Genomic DNA, 15,794 nt, shown 5'->3' with positions numbered 1-15,794 from the left:
GAACGGGAAGGGGGCAGTGGCCCGTCATCGGGCCCTGGTGCGCAGGGTCATGAGCAGATAGGCGCAGAGCAGAGCGGTCAGCGACAACGTCAGTGCGCTCCCCACGGGTTCGGCGATCACCCGCAGAACTTCGGCCAGGTAACGCTGTCCTCCGAAGGGCCACAGCGTCAGGAGCACCTCGCGCAGCCGCACCGGAAGGCCGGCGGCGGACCGTACGGACGGTCCCTCCCAGACCTCTTGTACGAGCGGTACGACGAGGACCGGGACGGCGACCACCGCCGCGAGCCCCGCCGTCGTGGACCGGAAGATCCCCGCGGCGAGCAGACCGGCCCAGGCGCATCCGACGCAGAGCCCGAGCCAACCGGCGCCCAGCACCGGCCAGTCCGCGGGAATCCTCGCGATCTCCTGTCCGTAGAACAGATGGAGCACCCCGGCGTCACAGGCCGCGGTGAGGGCGGCCAGCAGCAGCGCGGTGGCCGCGGAGACGACGAGCTTGGCGGTCAGCAGGCCCAGCCTGCGGGGCACGGTGCCGCGGTCCGCCGCCAGGGCGGGGTGGCGGAACTCGTCGCCGAAGGCGAGTGCGCCGAGCAGTCCCGCGCCGAGTGCCGCGGGCGGCAGCGGCAGTTCCCGTGGCCACGCGGCGAGCAGGCGCGGCTGCGGGGTGTGGCCGACGCGGGCCGCGATCACGGCGGTCACGGCGGAGACGAGCAGGACGACCGCCCCGGTGAGGAAACCGGTCCTGATCCCGGTCGCCCGGCGCAGTTCGTACCGGAGCGGGCGAAGGGGGCTCGGCGCCGAGCGGACGGAGATGGGCGGCGGGAGGGGCGCCGGGGTCCGGCCGGGGGCGGCCCCACCGGGGTTGAGCGCGCCGCGCGGACGCGGTGTCCGGTGGGCGGGCGGGGCGTCCGTGGGCCGGGGCGCTGCGGCGGGGCCGGGGATGCGGTGGGGAGTGGCTGTCTCCGGTGTGCCTACGGGGTCGTGCTGCGCGGGGCTTGGCGGGGTGGTGGTGTCAGGCGTGGCGAGGGGGGCCCGGGTGTGGGCGGGGGTGCCGTCGTGGTCGGTGGTTTCGGGAGCGGGGCCGGTGACTTCGGCGGGGGTGTGGGGGGCGGCCGGAGCGTGGTCGGTGGTCACGGGGGCGGCGGTGGGCGTGGTGATGGCCGCTGACGGGGCTGTGCCGGCGGGCGATGGGCCTGCGCCGGTGGCGGGATCACCGCTGGTGGGCGCGGAGGCCGGGTCGTCGGCGCCTGCGGAGGCCTCGCCCTCGGCTGATGGGCCATCGCTGGTGACGGTCGCTGAAGGACCCGTGCCCGTGGCCGAGAGGTCGGTGCCGGTGGTGGCCGGGGAAGGCGTGCCTGTGACGGCGGGATCGGCGCCGGTTCCGCCGCCGGCGGTCGAAGCGTCCGCGTCGGCAGGCGAAGGGTGCGCGCCGCTGACCGACGCTCCCGGCCCGGTTACTGAAGGAGCGGCGCCTGTGGCCCCCGCCCCCTGGCCGGTGGGCGCGGAGGCGACGCCGGTGACCGACGAAGCCTGGTCGATGGCCGAAGAGGTGACGCCCGTGGCCGACGAAGCCTGGTCGATGGCCGAAGTGGCAGCCTCGGTGGCCGACGAGCCCGAGCCGGTAGCCGAAGAGACACCGACCAAGGCCGACGCTCCCGTGGCCGAAGCGGCCGTTTCAGTCCCGGGGCGCGCGCCGGGGTACTGGTCCCGCACGGCGACCCCGCCCCGCTCAGCCGGGCCCGTCTCCTCTACCGGCACTGGCACCGCACCCGCACCCGCACCCGGCCCCATGTCACCGATCTCGTCGGCGAGTTGGTGCACGAGGATGCCGTGGCGGAACGCGATCTCGCCGATGTCGGCGCACGTACTGCCGTACACGGCGAGACGGTTGCCGCTCTCCTGGACGACCTCGACGGAACGACGGGCCGCGCGTGCCTCCTTGGCGAGGAAGGCGCCGAGCCGGGCCGCGTGCGGGCTGCGCACGGCAACGCGGGGCCGCAGGCGGGTCCGGGAGAAGTCCGCGGCCTCCTGGTCGGCGACGACCCTGCCCTTCTCCAGGGTGACGACGTGGTCTGCGGCGCGTGCCGCTTCCTTGGGGTCGGCCGTGGCGAACAGGACCGCGCCGCCCTGCTCCGCGTGGGCGCGCAAGGCGCCGTGCAGCCGACGGGCGTCACGCGCGGAGAGGGTGCCGGCCGGGTCGTCGAGCACCAGGGTGTGCGGGTCGGCCAGCAGGGCGCAGGCCAGGCCGAGACGCCGGTCCATGCCGCGCGACAGGGTGCCGATGCGTTCGTCGCGCAGGCCGGTGAGGTCGAGCGCCTCCAGGACGTCGTCCGCGCGCAGGACGGGCACGCCGACGGCCGCGCACAGCATCCGCAGGTGCCCGAGGACGGTGCGGGCGGGATGCCCCGGCACATCGCCCAGGAGCACGCCGACTTCGCGCGAGGGATGGGCGACGCGGTGCAGGGGGCGGCCCCTGAAGTAGGTGATGCCACGGCCGTGTTGGAGTTCGAGCATGAGCCTGAGCACCGTCGTCTTGCCCGCGCCCGGTGCTCCGAGCAGTGCGGTGACGCGGCCGGCGCGGGCCTCGAAGGAGACGTCGTCGACGGCGGGCAAACGCGCCTTGCGGGGTTTGCTGGTCAGTCCGAAGGCCTGGATCACCCGCAGCAAGATAGCGCGCAATCTCGCACTTTTCGGGCATCGCGCAGCTTTCGGGCACAGGCGGTCGATCACGCGGTTCCGTCGCGTGCCGTTCGCTCGGCGCTCCCGTGAGCCCGCCGCGTCACACCTCGGGGCGCAGCATCGGGGGGTTGAGGAGCGTCGCGCCGCCGGCCCGGAAGAGCTGGGCGGGACGGCCGCCCTGGCGGGTGGTCGTACCGCCGGTGGGGACGAGGAAGCCCGGCGTGCCCGTCACCTTGCGGTGGAAGTTGCGCGGATCGAGGGCCACGCTCCACACCGCCTCGTAGACGCGCCGCAGCTCGCCGACCGTGAACTCGGGCGGGCAGAACGCGGTGGCCAGCGACGAGTACTCGATCTTGGACCGGGCCCGTTCCACCCCGTCCGCCAGGATCTGGGCGTGATCGAAGGCCAGCGGCGCCACCGGCTCTCCGTCCCGGCCGTAGCCTGCCTGCTCCAGCAGTTCCTCGACCGGTGCCCAGCGCGCGTTGCTGGCGTCGCCGCCCGCCCGCGGCGCCGGCAGGTCGGGGGCGAGGGCGAGGTGCGCGACGCTGACCACGCGCATCCGGGGGTCCCGGCCCGGGTCGCCGTACGTCGCCAGTTGTTCCAGGTGGGCGCCGTTGTCCTGGACGGGTACGGCGGGGTCGTGGACGCGCAGCCCCGTCTCCTCGACCAGCTCTCGCGCCGCCGCCTGTGCCAGGTCCTCGTCGGCCCGCACGAAACCGCCGGGGAGGGCCCAGCGGCCCTGGAAGGGCGGCTCACCCCGGCGTACCGCCAGCGCGCACAGGGAGTGGCGGCGCACGGTCAGCACGACCAGGTCCACGGTGACGGCGAAGGGCGGGAACGCTGACGGGTCGTAGGGCATGTGGCGATCATAGTCGTCTGCCTGACGATAAACACTCCTTTCGTCGGCCGCTTCGATGGCTGATCCACTTCGGTCCCGACACGTCCCGCCGCCTCTTCCCGGGCACCCCGGCGGGCGATGTCGTGCCTGGTCATGGCCCTGCCCTCAGTGCTCCCCTCCGGTTCCGGATCCCCCGCGGCGCGCGCCCTCCGGGCAGGTGCCCGGTCCGCCCGCGGACCTGTCGGACGTCCGCGGCCGTCCACGGCTCGGCCGGGTCTCGCCGGGATGTGCGCCGCTCACCGGGGTCCGGGGGCGCACCACCGTCGCCCGCGGCCCACGGTCGGCTCGCGGACCGCGCCCCTGTGCCCTCGTCCGGCGCCGGGCGGCGCCGTCGGCGACGGTGGCCGCAGCCATCCGGGGTGTACGGGGCGTGCGTGCCTCCCCTTCGGCCGCTTTGCCGGGCGTCGCGCGATGCTCCGGCCCGTCGGCTCGCCCCGCGTCGGCCTCCGTCCCGCCCTGCGTGCGTTCACCGCTCGCACGGTCGGCGCGCAGGCACCGGCGGACCGACTCGGGGTCGAGGCCCTCGTTGCAGGCCTGGTGCAGGAGGCGGGCGAAGAGGTAGTCGGGGTCCGCGCCGAGGGCCATGGCCAGGGCTTCCCGGGCCTCCAGCTCGTCGCCGGTGGACCAGGCCACCCATCCGGCGAGGGTGAGGGGCGCCGCGGCGTGCTCGCCGTAGGGCCCGACGCACCTGCGGGCCAGCGCTCGCCACAGGCGGAGCGCGGGGCCCGCCTCGTCGCCCTCCATCCAGGCCGCCGCGCGGTCACGGGTCGTGCGGTCCTGGAGGCCGAGGATCAGCGCGGCGGCCTCGTCGTGCCCGATCAGCCGGTCGTCCCGGAGGTCCTGGGCCCGGGTGCCGGACGCCGGGGCCGCCCGGGCCAGGCGGCCCATGATCCGCTCCGCCAGGGCGAGCGTCTCGTCGGCGACGTCGGCGCGCCTGGCGTCGTCGAGGATCCGGGAGACGAGCGTCAGACCGGCGGTGTCCAGGGCGACCTCCTGCGCGAGTGCCCCCGAGCCCTCCCACGGGAGCAGCCTGGCCCGCAGCTCGCTCAGTGAGCCGCGCACCTGGATCCCCGCGTAGGTGGCCGCCGCGGCCAGCACGGACGTGCCCGGCAGCCCCATGGGGACCCCTTCGGAGGGGCAGCAGTCCTGGTCGTCGCAGCAGTACGACCAGAAGCGGCCGTCGGAGATGCACAGCGCCTCCACCACCGGTACGTCGAGGGTGCCGCATTCGACGCGCAGCTTCTGGGCCAGGGGCCGCAGCCGCTCCATCACCTGCCGGCCGGTCTCGCCCCGACCCGGTTCCTGGCAGAGGTAGGCCACCATCTGCTCGGGCCGGGCCCCGCGCCGCTCGCTGCCGGTGATCAGTCCGTGGACCAGTTGTCCCGCCGCGCTCGTCCAGTCGTCCGGGTTCGCCGGGATGCCGAGCCGGGCCCGGCCGCCGAACCGGCCCCGCCCGTCCCTGTCGCGCAGGGCGACCAGCACGATGCTGTCCTCGGGGCGGTATCCGAGCAGGTAGGGCAGGGCGTCGGCCAGCTCGGCCGGGGTGCGCAGGGTGACCTGGGGTTCGCCGCCCGGGCGGTCGCGGGAAGTCCGCGCCGCGGGGCTGGGACGGGCGGGTCCGGTGATGTCGCCGTTGCCGTCGGATCCAGTCGTTTCGCTGTGGTTCGTCATGGCCCGACGATCTCGCGGATCAAGAAATTCCGCTTTACCCTGTGGACAACTCCCATCAGGGACACGTCATTTCAACAGTCGACTTCCACAGCGCGGCCGCCCGCGGCACCGGCTGTCGGTCGCGTCCTGTTGTATGGAACGCATGGAGCACACGAACAACGCGGATCTCCGGACAGCGGCCGACACGGTCCTCGCCCGCCTCGTCGGGGACGCCTCCGGCGCCGCCCGCCTGCGGGAGGACCAGTGGCGGGCGATCGAGGCGCTGGTCGCCGACCGTCGGCGGGCCCTGGTCGTCCAGCGCACCGGTTGGGGGAAGTCCGCGGTCTACTTCGTGGCCACCGCGCTGCTGCGGGCCCGGGGCAGCGGTCCCACTGTGATCGTCTCGCCGTTGCTCGCGCTGATGCGCAACCAGGTCGAGGCCGCTGCCCGGGCGGGTATCCGTGCCCGCACCATCAACTCGTCGAACACCGAGGAGTGGGGCGCCGTCCAGGACGAGATCGCCGCCGGCGAGGTGGACGTCCTGCTCGTGAGTCCCGAGCGGCTCAACAATCCCGACTTCCGCGACCAGGTGCTGCCCGAGCTCGCCGCCGCCACCGGACTGCTGGTGGTGGACGAGGCCCACTGCATCTCCGACTGGGGCCACGACTTCCGCCCGGACTACCGTCGGCTGCGGACGATGCTCGCCGACCTCCCGCCCGGTGTGCCGGTGCTGGCGACGACCGCCACCGCCAACGCGCGCGTGACCGCGGACGTCGCGGAGCAGCTCGGTACCGGCGGCACGTCGGACGCGCTGGTGCTGCGCGGCCCCCTGGACCGGGAGAGCCTGAGCCTCGGGGTGCTGCGGCTGTCCGACGCGGCGCACCGGATGGCCTGGCTCGCCGACCACCTCCACGAACTGCCGGGCTCCGGGATCGTCTACACGCTCACGGTGGCGGCCGCCGAGGAGGTCACCGCGTTCCTTCGGCAGCGGGGCCACACGGTCGCCTCCTACACCGGGAAGACCGAGAACGCCGACCGGCAGCAGGCCGAGGACGACCTCCTCGCCAACCGGGTCAAGGCCCTGGTCGCCACCTCGGCGCTGGGCATGGGGTTCGACAAGCCCGACCTGGGCTTCGTGGTGCACCTGGGGTCGCCGTCCTCCCCCATCGCCTACTACCAGCAGGTCGGCCGCGCCGGGCGCGGCGTCGACCACGCCGAGGTGCTCCTGCTGCCGGGCAAGGAGGACGAGGCGATCTGGGAGTACTTCGCCTCGCTGGCCTTCCCCGCGGAGGACCTGGTGCGCCGCACCCTCGACGTCCTCGCCCGCGCCGACCGGCCCCTGTCGCTGCCCGCCCTGGAGCCCCTGGTGGAGCTGCGCCGCTCCCGCCTGGAGACCATGCTCAAGGTCCTCGACGTGGACGGCGCGGTCAAGCGGGTCAAGGGCGGCTGGATCGCCACCGGCCGGCCGTGGACCTACGACTCCGAGCGCTACGACTGGGTCGCGCGGCAGCGCAGGGCCGAGCAGCAGGCGATGCGCGACTACGCGTCGACGACGGAGTGCCGGATGGAGTTCCTGCAGCGCCAGTTGGACGACGACGGCGCCAAGCCCTGCGGCCACTGCGACAACTGCGCGGGCCCGCGCTTCACGGCGGACACCTCCCCCGGCGCCGTGGACGCGGCGCGGGTCGACCTGGGCCGCGCCGGTGTCGAGGTGGAGCCGCGCCGGATGTGGCCGACCGGGCTCCCGGCCATCGGCATCGAGCTGAAGGGCCGTATCCCCGCGGGGGAACAGGCGGCGACGGGCCGGGCGTTGGGGCGCCTGTCCGACATCGGCTGGGGCAACCGGCTGCGTCCGATGCTGGCGGCGCACGCTCCCGACGTCCCGGTGCCGGACGATGTCGCGAAGGCCGTCGTGACGGTGCTCGCCGACTGGGCGAAGGGCCCCGGCGGCTGGGCATCCGGCGCGGTGGACGCCCCGCCGCGGCCCGTCGGTGTGGTGACGGTCGCCTCGCGCTCGCGGCCGCGGCTCATCCGGTCGCTCGGTGCGCGGATCGCCGAAGTCGGCCGGTTGCCGCTGCTCGGTTCGGTCGAGTACACGGGAGACGCGCCCCCGATGTCCCGCAGCAACAGCGCGCAGCGCCTCAAGGCACTCGACGGGATGCTCACGGTGCCGCCCGCCCTGACTGCCGCTCTCGCCGGCCAGGAGGGCCCGGTCCTCCTCGTGGACGACTACACCGAGACCGGCTGGACGCTCGCGGTCGCGGCCCGGCTGCTCCGCCGGTCCGGCGCGCAGGGGGTGTTGCCACTGGTCCTGGCCGTGCAGGGCTGATCGGCCAAGGGCGCGCACCACCAGGGGCGTGGCCTGGTGGGTCGCCCAGAGCGGGGCTCTCACGGCCGTCCGCTCCCGTCCGCGCCGCCCCGTCCCGCCCTCCCTGGATGCGTCGCCCGGCGCCTGTCCGGGTAGGGATATAGGACGCGCATCATCCGATAACGGTCGACGGCCTCAATTGCTCGTTGCCGCAACCCAGTTCGACAGGAAGAATTGAAGTCCGCTCCCCGCACGGCTCGGTCCGTGTCCCGGCAGGGCTTCACTGCGGTGCGCGCTCCCCCGAATCCGACCCCGCCCGCAGTGTGGGCGCGTAGCCGAAGGGAGGAACGTGACCTTCGGATTCGCCTCGTCCTCGGCGGCGTCGTTGTCGCCGTCCGCCACCTCAGCCACTCGCCTGCTCGAGCCCTCGGAGTGGGCCTCGGCCGGAATCCCCCTGCTGCGCAATCCGCGGGAGGTCGTCAGCGGCCTGCACGCGCGGCACCGTCCCGAACCGGCGACCGCGATCGTGGCCGTACTCGATCCGGACGAACGGCTGCGCGCCAGCGCCTCGTTCACCAGCCGCCGTGAGCAGGCGGACGGGTGGATGTTCCGCAACGCCCTGCTCTCCCAGCTCCGCCGCGTCATCCCGCACGATCTGCGGCGACGCACCCCGGTGCGCACCGCCGTGCTGCTCTACTGCCGCGAGGGCGACGCGCGTTGGACGGAGGAGGACGGCGCGTGGATGTGGGGGCTGCGCGACGCCTGCACGTTGCACGGGCTGCGCTGCGGGGCGTACATCACGCTGACGCATGACGGATGGCAGGTCCTCGGCGAGGGCCGTGGCGGCCGTCGGCCCAACGCGGTGTCGGCGCCGGAGCCGTTCGCCACGGCGGAGGCACCGCCCCCGCCGCCGCGTACCGGTGGTGCCGCCTCGGACGTACTGCGCCGCGCGGCGGCACGCTGACCGACCGGTGCCGGCACGCACCCCCGCGCGCCCCGGCAGACACGAAACCCCCGGCGTACAACTAACCCAGGCGCAAGGCCACCGCCGCACCAGAACCACCGGCACCGGACACGCACCACAGGCCCGGCGAACGCCGGAGGCACCCGCACAACACGACACCCCGGCACCGCCCGTACCCAGTTCACGGCCCACGCTCACCGCATCAGCGGCGAACGGGCCATGACCCGTGCGGCCACCGCCGGTACGGGTCTCGCCACCGCACCACCGTCCGGCACTGCCGGCACGCACGCACCGCCCGGTCGCCCGGGCAGTCGCGGCGCGAGTGCCGACCCCGGAAGCCACCGGCGTCGGCCCACTGCCTCTCGATCGTGACGCGAACGCCTCAGGCGGTCGCGCCCAGGAGCGCGTTGATCCGTTGCGGGTCACCGCAGACGATCAGCAGGGCGCCGGCCCGGGAGTGGGCCGCCGACAGAGCGGTGACGGCGGCGGATTCGGCACCGCCGTTGAGCGCGACGACGACCACGGGCCGCGCCGCGGCACGCTCGGCGACGGCGGCGTCCGCGTAGAACACGTCGTCGCCCGCGTCGTGCTGGGCCCAGTAGGCCGCGTCGCCGAAGGACAGTTCGTGGGCGGCCCACGGGTGCGGTTCGCCGGTGGTGATCACCAGCACCTCACCGGGGGTACGGCCGGAGTCCAGCAGCAGGTCCACGGCTTCCTCGACGGCGTCGAGCGCGCCCTCGGGAGAGGCCGGGATGAGCTGGATCTGGGGGCCTGCCGTGGTGGCGGCAGGAGCTGCCGGACCCGAGGGTCCGGGCTTGGCCGCGGCCGTGTCACGCGGAGCGCGTTGCGCCGGCGGCGTCGGCCTCAGGGGGCCGGGACGACCGGGGCGCGGCGGAGCCGCGGGGCGGGGGCCGGGGACGGGGCGGGGGGTCGGCGCGGTGCGGCCGCTGGCCGGAGTGGCGCGGGGACCCTGGGCCTTCTCGTGAATCTGAGGCTCCTCGGGAATGAGAGGCATGAGCTGATTTTTATCAAACGTTGGTGCGGGCGGCGTCGGCGGGTGGCCCAGCCCTGCGAGCGGAATCGTCAGAAGTCGAAGCCGAGCTGGCCCTCGATTTCCGGAACGCTTCCGTCCACCCAACTGCGGACCTTCTTGAGATGCCGCCACCGGGGCAGCGCATCAAGATACGCCCACGACAAACGGTGGTGCGGGGTGGGGCCCCGCTCCGCCAGTGCGGCCTTGTGCACGGGCGACGGATACCCGGCGTTGTCCGCGAAAGCGAAGTCTGCATGGTCGATACCCAGTTCGGCCATCATTTTGTCGCGTTGGACCTTGGCTATCACCGAGGCCGCCGCGACCGCCACGCACGACTGGTCCCCCTTGATCACCGTACGGACCCGCCACGGTGCCCCGAGGTAGTCGTGCTTGCCGTCGAGGATCACGGCGTCGGGGCGGACCGGCAGCGCCTCCAGGGCACGCACCGCGGCCAGTCGCAGCGCCGCGGTCATCCCCATGGCGTCGATCTCCTCCGGAGAGGCGTGCCCCAGGGCGTAGGACGTCACCCACTGCCGCAGTTCCGCGGCGAGTTCGGTCCGCCGCTTGACGGTGAGCAGCTTGGAATCGGTGAGACCCACAGGAGGCCGGCGCAGTCCGGTGATCGCCGCGCAGACGGTGACCGGACCGGCCCACGCGCCCCGCCCCACCTCGTCGACACCGGCGACGATCTTGGCTCCGGTCGTGGCGCGGAGTGAGCGCTCGACGGTGTGAGTAGGTGGTTCGTACGGCATGGCGCCCTTAGCCTACGCCGCCCCGGACCTCCGGTGACACCCCGGTTCCCGGATCGAGTCCGGACCGTTTCCGGCGCGGGCCAAGGGCCAGCGCAGGCCCGGGTTCAGCCGCCGTCTGGGCGCAGCAGCGGGACCATGAGACCGTCGACCATCTCCTCCAGCTCCCGGTCGCTCCATTCGCTTCCGCGAATCTTCGACCGGTACATCATCATCGCCGGAATGGCGTCGAAGACATAGCCGTTCGCGGCGTCCTGCCGCACCTCTCCCCTGTCGATTCCCCTGGTGATGACCTCGCGGAGCATGGCGAGGGTGGGTTCGATGACGCCTTCGAGGATCACCGCGTGGAAACGCTCAGCCTGCACGGTGTCGCACTCGTGAATGACAGCCCGCAGGGCGAAGCCGGGCCGCGTGAACATCGCGTCGCGGGCCAGCCGACTCAGCGCCAGGAGATCTTCGCGCACGCTGCCGAGGTCGGGGACGCTGTCGAAGCTCGGCAGCGCGGACCGCAGCGCCTCCGCGACCAGGTCCTCCTTGGACGGCCACCGGCGGTACACCGCCGCCTTGCCCGTCTGGGCGGCCGCGGCCACCCCTTCCATCGTCAGGCCGTTCCAGCCGACGGTGCCGAGCTGGTCCAGCGCGGCGTCGAGGATCGCGCGTTCGAGGACGGCGCCGCGCCGACGGGAAGGCGCCTGGGCGGCGGCGGCCCCCCAGTGCGAAGAAACCATTCGGGGGTCTCCAGGTGAAATGAGGCGGTTTGCGGGGGGATGGGGAAGCGGCGCATGCCCACTGCGGGGGACGGGTACACGGCCGCGAGAAGTGAACGCTTGCGTTCACTGTCGTCCATTCACTACCGTTGACGCAACAGTGAACGCGAGCGTTCACTAAGTCAGTCGTGGGGGACACATAGTGACGACCTCTTCCTTGATCAAAGACCAGAAGCCGGGAGCCGCCCGCCGGGCGGGACATCCCGGCATCGCGCTCACGGTCATCGCGGCCTGCCAACTCATGGTGGTACTCGACGCGACGATTGTGAACATCGCCCTCCCGCACATTCAAGACGCCCTCGCGTTCAGCACGACCGACCTCACCTGGGTCGTGAGTGCCTACACGCTCACCTTCGGCGGTCTGCTGCTGCTCGGTGGACGGGCCGGTGACATCCTCGGCCGGCGCCGCGTCTTCATGACCGGCATCCTGCTGTTCACCTTCGCCTCCCTGCTCGGCGGCTTCGCCCAGGAACCCTGGCAACTGCTGGCGGCGCGCGTCCTCCAGGGGATGGGAGGCGCGATCGCGTCACCCACGTCGCTGGCGCTGATCACCACCACCTTCCCGGAGGGGCCCGAGCGGAACCGGGCCTTCGGAGTCTTCGCCGCGGTCTCCGCGGGCGGCGGCGCGATAGGCCTGCTCGCGGGCGGCATGCTCACCGAGTGGCTCGACTGGCGCTGGGTCCTCTTCGTCAACGTGCCGATCGGCATCCTGATCGCCGTGCTGACGCCGCTCTACATCAATGAGTCCGAGCGGCACTCCGGGCGCTTCGACATCGCGGGCGCGGTGACCTCGACGGCGGGCATGGCGACCCTCGTCTACGGCTTCATCCGCGCGGCCGACGAGGGCTGGCGGGACACCCTGACCATCGCCTCCTTCGGCGCCGCGGTCGTGCTGCTGCTGGCCTTCACGCTGATCGAGTCGCGGGCGAGGGAGCCGATCACGCCGCTGCGGATGTTCGCCGACCGCAACCGCTCCGGCACGTACGTGATCATGCTCTGCCTGGCCGCGGCGATGTTCGGCATGTTCTTCTACATCGTGCTCTTCGTGCAGAACGTACTGGGCTACACACCGATCCAGGCCGGTCTCGCCTTCCTGCCCGTCACGGTCGTGATCGCGCTCGGTGCGGGTGTGTCGCAGCGCTTCCTGCCCGTGTTCGGCCCGAAGCCGTTCATGCTCGTGGGTTCGGCGCTGGCGGCCGTCGGACTGAGCTGGCAGGCCCTGATCAGCTCCGACAGTTCCTACGTAGGCGGCGTCCTCGGCCCGATGCTGGTCTTCGGCTTCGGCATGGGCCTGAACTTCGTGACGCTGACCCTCACCGCGGTCTCCGGCGTCGCCCAGCACGAGGCGGGCGCGGCGTCCGGGCTGCTGAACGCGATGCAGCAGGTGGGCGGATCGATCGGTCTGGCCATCCTGACCACGGTGTTCGGCACGGCCAGCAGGGACGAGGCGGCCAGGCAGATACCCGGCTTCCTCGCCAACAGCACGCCCGAGCAGAAGGCGGAGTTCGCCAAGACGCACCAACTGCCCGCCCCCTGGGGGCACGACGTGCTGGCGGAGGGCATCTCGGCGGCCTTCATCCCCGCCGCAGCCATGGCCGTACTCGCACTGGCCACGGCCTGGTTCGTGATCCGGGTCCGCAAGAGCGACCTGGACGCGCTCTCCGGTTCGGCCGGCCCGGGCATCGGCTGACGGAGGGATCCCGCCGGCCGGACATCCGGGGCCGGCCCGCACCACACCGCGTGTCCGACGGCCACGGCCCCTCCCGACGGCGGGGCCGTGGCCGTCGCGTCACCCGGCGGAGCGGCCGACCCCGGAGGTCCAGTCCGGCAGCGCCTCGGTCCGTGCCGTCCACTCGGCCGGCGGTGCCCCCGCCCTGCCGGCGGCGATCACCCCGCCCACGATGGCGCAGGTCGTGTCCACGTCCCCGCCGACCTGGGCCGTCGTCCAGAAGGCCTGCTCGAAGTCATCGAGGGCCCGCGCGGCGGACCACAGCGCGAAGGGGACCGTGTCGTGGGCGGTCGTGCGCCTTCCGCAGCCCAGGACGGCGGCGACCGTGGTCGCGTCGCCGTAGTCGAGCATGTCCCGGGCGCGACGCAGCCCGGCGGCGACGGCACTCTTCGGAACGAGCGCGATCACCCCGTCGAGGAGCGCGTGCGCGCCCGGCGGACCGTCCGGCGAGGCGGCCAGCGCGGCCGCCGCGGCGACGGCCATGGCGCCGACCACCGCCTCGCGGTGCTGGTGCGTGGGGTAGGCGGAGATCTCCGCCTGATGGGTGGCCTGCTCCGGGTCGTCCGCGTACCAGGCGCCCAGCGGGGCGATGCGCATCGCGGCACCGTTGCCCCAGGACCCCTGGCCGTTGAAGAGCGCGGCGGCCAGCTCGCGCCAGTCACCGCCCTCCCGGACCAGGCGCAGCAGCCGGTTGACCGCCGGGCCGTAGCCGCGGTCGAAGTCGTGGTGCTCGGCGAAGGAGCGGGCCAGGGCGTCCTGGTCGATGCGGTGGTGGGCGGCCAGTACGGTGACGACGGAGGCGGCCATCTCGGTGTCGTCCGTCCACTGCCAGGTCCCCGGCGGCAGCTCGCGGCGCTTGAGCAGCGGATAGTTGTCCGGCACGAAGAACTGCGAGCCCAGCGCGTCCCCCACCGACAGGCCGCGCAGGCTGGACAGGGCCCGCTGGAGGGGCTCCTCGGGAGATGAATGAGCGGTCATCGCCCCGCACTCTATCCGTTGATCGCGTACGGCTCCGGATCCCGCCAGCGCTCGAAGGGCCGGTCGAGGGTGTACTTGCCGTCCTCACCGAGAACGAGCATCCGCGTCTCGCCGTTCCCCGGGTTCGACAGCGACTCGAACTCCGCGACCGTCCAGTGGAACCACCGCATGCAGAACAGCCTCATCGCCAGCCCGTGGGTGACCAGGAGGACGTTCGGCGGATGGTCGGGGGCGTCGAAACTGCGGAACAGGCTCTCCAGGAAGCCGTCGACCCGGTCGTAGACGTCGGCACCGGACTCGCCCTGGGCGAAGCGGTAGAAGAAATGGCCGTAGGTGTCGCGGTAGGCCTTCTGCGCGCGTACGTCGTCGCAGTTCTGCCAGTTCCCCCAGTCCTGCTCGCGCAGGCGGGGCTCCTCGCGTATCCGTACGAGCTCGGGGTCGAGGTGGAAGGCGCGCAGAGTCTCGTGGGTGCGGCGGTAGGGGGAGACGTACACGCTGACGCGTTCGCGGCCGAACAGCTCGCGCAGCCGCTTGCCCGTCTCCTCGGCCTGGGCGCGGCCCCGGTCGGTGAGGCCGAGCGCGTGGTCGGGCTCGCGCTCGTACACGGAGTCGTCGACGTTGCCGGTCGACTCGCCGTGCCGGACAAGAACGATGCGCCGTGGTCGTGCCATGCCAGCACCCTAGATCGTCGGACGCGGAACCGAGGTCTCGCGTTCCCCGTACGGTCCGGGTCACACGGTCCAGGACGGTTCGAGCTGCACGATGTCCCCCGTGAGGGCGGCGATGTCGGCCTCCGTCCGGGCGCGCAGGGCGAGCCGCTCCACCCGCTCGGTGCGGTACTTGCCGTGCTCGGCGGCCGACTGCCACATCGACAGCACCAGGTACTCGTGGCCCGGTGCCTCGGCGAACAGCCCGCGGGTCATGCCGGGCGAGCCGGCCATCGCGGGGTTCCAGACCTTCTCCTGCATCAGGACGTAGTGCTCGGCCCGGTCCTCGTGGACGCGGCAGAGCGCCACCCGCAGCAGGTCGGCGTCCGTGAAGCGGGGCTCGAAGCCGGTCTTCACGTCGAACCGGTGGTCGAAGAGCCTGACCTGGGCGTCCTTGAACGTGCCGGCCTGGGAGGAGGCGAGCCGGTCGTGCGAGCGCGCCATGAACGAGTCGTAGAAGGCCCGGCTCTCCCAGAACGCGAAGACGTGCGCCACGTCCGGCCGCCGACGGCTCCAGCCACCCCCCTGACCGCGAAAACCCGGCTCCCCCGGAAGCCCCGCCCACTTCCGCTGTCCCCGCTCGAAACCACGGCGGTCCACCACGGTGCAGCGAATCCACTTGACCAGCACGGCGCCATCGTACGGCCAGGGAACGTGGCACCGGTCACTATCCGGCGGACCGCACTCCCCCTGACGTCCTCGCCCCCATGGCAGGATGGGCAACCGACCGACTCCGCGGGGTAGTTGGCATGGCGGGCAAGGCAGGACCGGGGAAGGGGAAGTCTGTGAACGGCCTCAGCAAGGGAATCCGCAAGGTCGAGGTCGCGCTGCGTTGGGACCCGAGTCCGGCGGGAGCGCCACCCGCCGACCTCGACCTGGTCGCCGGGACCTATCCCGCCGATGATCCGTACGGCGATCCCTCCTACACGGTGCACTTCGACAGCCGCTCCCCCGACGGCACCGTCTATCTCGACCGGGACAGCAAGGACGGCAAGGGCTTCGGCTACGACGAGGTCATGACCCTGGAGCTGGAGCGGCTCGACGCCCGCTACGCGCGCGTGGTGGTCGGCGTCGTGATACAGCAACGCTCCGGGCGGCGCACCTTCGCGGGCGTGGCCAACCCCGGCCTGCGCATCCGTGAGGGCTACACCGTGCTGGCCGAGGACGACTTCGCCGGCGTGCCCGAGGCGACGGCCGCGACGGTCGCGGAGTTCGTGCGGGACGAGACGGGCGCGTGGGAGTTCCGCGGCCACGTCCACGGCTTCGAGGACGACCCGGCGGCGTTCACGGCCGTCATGGGCATGCGCCGCTCCTGACACCCGGAACATGAGCAAG

Annotated in this window: 13 protein-coding genes; 4 read left to right on the top strand and 9 right to left on the bottom strand. The window is 73.0% G+C overall.

What is annotated here, in order from left to right; translation table 11 throughout:
• Nucleotides 1-24: 24 nt before the first annotated feature.
• The 3 genes from ACH499_RS12300 to ACH499_RS12290 all read right to left on the bottom strand — a co-directional run bounded on the left by ACH499_RS12300 (nucleotide 25) and on the right by ACH499_RS12290 (nucleotide 5,245).
• Nucleotides 25-2,655, bottom strand: coding sequence for an ATP-binding cassette domain-containing protein (locus ACH499_RS12300; protein ID WP_399015511.1), 2,631 nt, complete (start codon nucleotides 2,653-2,655; stop codon nucleotides 25-27).
• A gap of 121 nt (nucleotides 2,656-2,776) precedes the next feature.
• Nucleotides 2,777-3,535 carry an NUDIX hydrolase gene (locus ACH499_RS12295; RefSeq protein ID WP_356203242.1) on the bottom strand — a complete coding sequence of 253 codons (759 nt, stop codon included), beginning with the start codon at nucleotides 3,533-3,535 and terminating at the stop codon, nucleotides 2,777-2,779.
• Between the two features lie 144 nt (nucleotides 3,536-3,679).
• Nucleotides 3,680-5,245 (bottom strand): DUF4192 family protein, encoded by a 1,566-nt coding sequence (locus tag ACH499_RS12290; RefSeq protein WP_399015255.1) that lies wholly within the window; start codon nucleotides 5,243-5,245, stop codon nucleotides 3,680-3,682.
• Nucleotides 5,246-5,387: 142 nt separating this feature from the next.
• Between ACH499_RS12290 and ACH499_RS12285 the strand changes: the two genes are divergently transcribed.
• Nucleotides 5,388-7,553, top strand: a complete 2,166-nt coding sequence (locus ACH499_RS12285) for a RecQ family ATP-dependent DNA helicase (RefSeq protein WP_399015253.1) — start codon at nucleotides 5,388-5,390, stop codon at nucleotides 7,551-7,553.
• 328 nt (nucleotides 7,554-7,881) lie between these two features.
• Nucleotides 7,882-8,496, top strand: coding sequence for a hypothetical protein (locus tag ACH499_RS12280; RefSeq protein WP_356203237.1), 615 nt, complete (start codon nucleotides 7,882-7,884; stop codon nucleotides 8,494-8,496).
• 382 nt (nucleotides 8,497-8,878) lie between these two features.
• Here the strand turns inward: ACH499_RS12280 and ACH499_RS12275 are convergent, their stop codons facing one another.
• The 3 genes from ACH499_RS12275 to ACH499_RS12265 all read right to left on the bottom strand — a co-directional run bounded on the left by ACH499_RS12275 (nucleotide 8,879) and on the right by ACH499_RS12265 (nucleotide 11,006).
• Nucleotides 8,879-9,511, bottom strand: a complete 633-nt coding sequence (locus ACH499_RS12275) for a hypothetical protein (RefSeq protein WP_399015251.1) — start codon at nucleotides 9,509-9,511, stop codon at nucleotides 8,879-8,881.
• Nucleotides 9,512-9,579: 68 nt separating this feature from the next.
• Entirely contained in the window at nucleotides 9,580-10,281 is a 702-nt protein-coding gene (locus ACH499_RS12270; protein WP_399015249.1) for a ribonuclease HII, read from the bottom strand.
• A gap of 104 nt (nucleotides 10,282-10,385) precedes the next feature.
• On the bottom strand, nucleotides 10,386-11,006 hold the full coding sequence (locus ACH499_RS12265) for a TetR/AcrR family transcriptional regulator (protein ID WP_356203232.1): 621 nt from the start codon (nucleotides 11,004-11,006) through the stop codon (nucleotides 10,386-10,388).
• A gap of 181 nt (nucleotides 11,007-11,187) precedes the next feature.
• Here ACH499_RS12265 and ACH499_RS12260 point away from each other — a divergent pair, with 181 nt between their 5' ends.
• Nucleotides 11,188-12,735, top strand: coding sequence for an MFS transporter (locus ACH499_RS12260; protein WP_356203231.1), 1,548 nt, complete (start codon nucleotides 11,188-11,190; stop codon nucleotides 12,733-12,735).
• Between the two features lie 99 nt (nucleotides 12,736-12,834).
• Here the strand turns inward: ACH499_RS12260 and ACH499_RS12255 are convergent, their stop codons facing one another.
• Genes ACH499_RS12255 through ACH499_RS12245 form a run of 3 tightly spaced genes read right to left on the bottom strand, consistent with a single transcriptional unit; the run spans nucleotide 12,835 to nucleotide 15,089 of the window.
• Nucleotides 12,835-13,752 (bottom strand): ADP-ribosylglycohydrolase family protein, encoded by a 918-nt coding sequence (locus ACH499_RS12255; protein WP_399015247.1) that lies wholly within the window; start codon nucleotides 13,750-13,752, stop codon nucleotides 12,835-12,837.
• An 11-nt stretch (nucleotides 13,753-13,763) separates the two neighbouring features.
• Nucleotides 13,764-14,423 carry a histidine phosphatase family protein gene (locus ACH499_RS12250; RefSeq protein WP_356203227.1) on the bottom strand — a complete coding sequence of 220 codons (660 nt, stop codon included), beginning with the start codon at nucleotides 14,421-14,423 and terminating at the stop codon, nucleotides 13,764-13,766.
• Between the two features lie 60 nt (nucleotides 14,424-14,483).
• Complete coding sequence (locus ACH499_RS12245; RefSeq protein WP_356203225.1) at nucleotides 14,484-15,089, bottom strand: YdbC family protein; 606 nt, start codon at nucleotides 15,087-15,089, stop codon at nucleotides 14,484-14,486.
• 155 nt (nucleotides 15,090-15,244) lie between these two features.
• Here ACH499_RS12245 and ACH499_RS12240 point away from each other — a divergent pair, with 155 nt between their 5' ends.
• Nucleotides 15,245-15,775, top strand: a complete 531-nt coding sequence (locus tag ACH499_RS12240) for a TerD family protein (RefSeq protein ID WP_356203224.1) — start codon at nucleotides 15,245-15,247, stop codon at nucleotides 15,773-15,775.
• Nucleotides 15,776-15,794: the final 19 nt, after the last annotated feature.

Origin of the sequence: Streptomyces sp. NPDC018947, from assembly GCF_044390505.1 — a bacterium.
In the GTDB taxonomy this organism is placed as follows: domain Bacteria; phylum Actinomycetota; class Actinomycetes; order Streptomycetales; family Streptomycetaceae; genus Streptomyces.
This window is presented reverse-complemented; position numbering and strand designations above follow the sequence as displayed.

Coding starts and splice junctions, on each gene's coding strand:
- ACH499_RS12275 (WP_399015251.1), bottom strand. CDS start 9,511: ATGCCTCTCATTCCCGAGGAGCCTCAGATTCACGAGAAGGCCCAGGGT.
- ACH499_RS12290 (WP_399015255.1), bottom strand. CDS start 5,245: ATGACGAACCACAGCGAAACGACTGGATCCGACGGCAACGGCGACATC.
- ACH499_RS12285 (WP_399015253.1), top strand. CDS start 5,388: ATGGAGCACACGAACAACGCGGATCTCCGGACAGCGGCCGACACGGTC.
- ACH499_RS12295 (WP_356203242.1), bottom strand. CDS start 3,535: ATGCCCTACGACCCGTCAGCGTTCCCGCCCTTCGCCGTCACCGTGGAC.
- ACH499_RS12265 (WP_356203232.1), bottom strand. CDS start 11,006: ATGGTTTCTTCGCACTGGGGGGCCGCCGCCGCCCAGGCGCCTTCCCGT.
- ACH499_RS12250 (WP_356203227.1), bottom strand. CDS start 14,423: ATGGCACGACCACGGCGCATCGTTCTTGTCCGGCACGGCGAGTCGACC.
- ACH499_RS12255 (WP_399015247.1), bottom strand. CDS start 13,752: ATGACCGCTCATTCATCTCCCGAGGAGCCCCTCCAGCGGGCCCTGTCC.
- ACH499_RS12270 (WP_399015249.1), bottom strand. CDS start 10,281: ATGCCGTACGAACCACCTACTCACACCGTCGAGCGCTCACTCCGCGCC.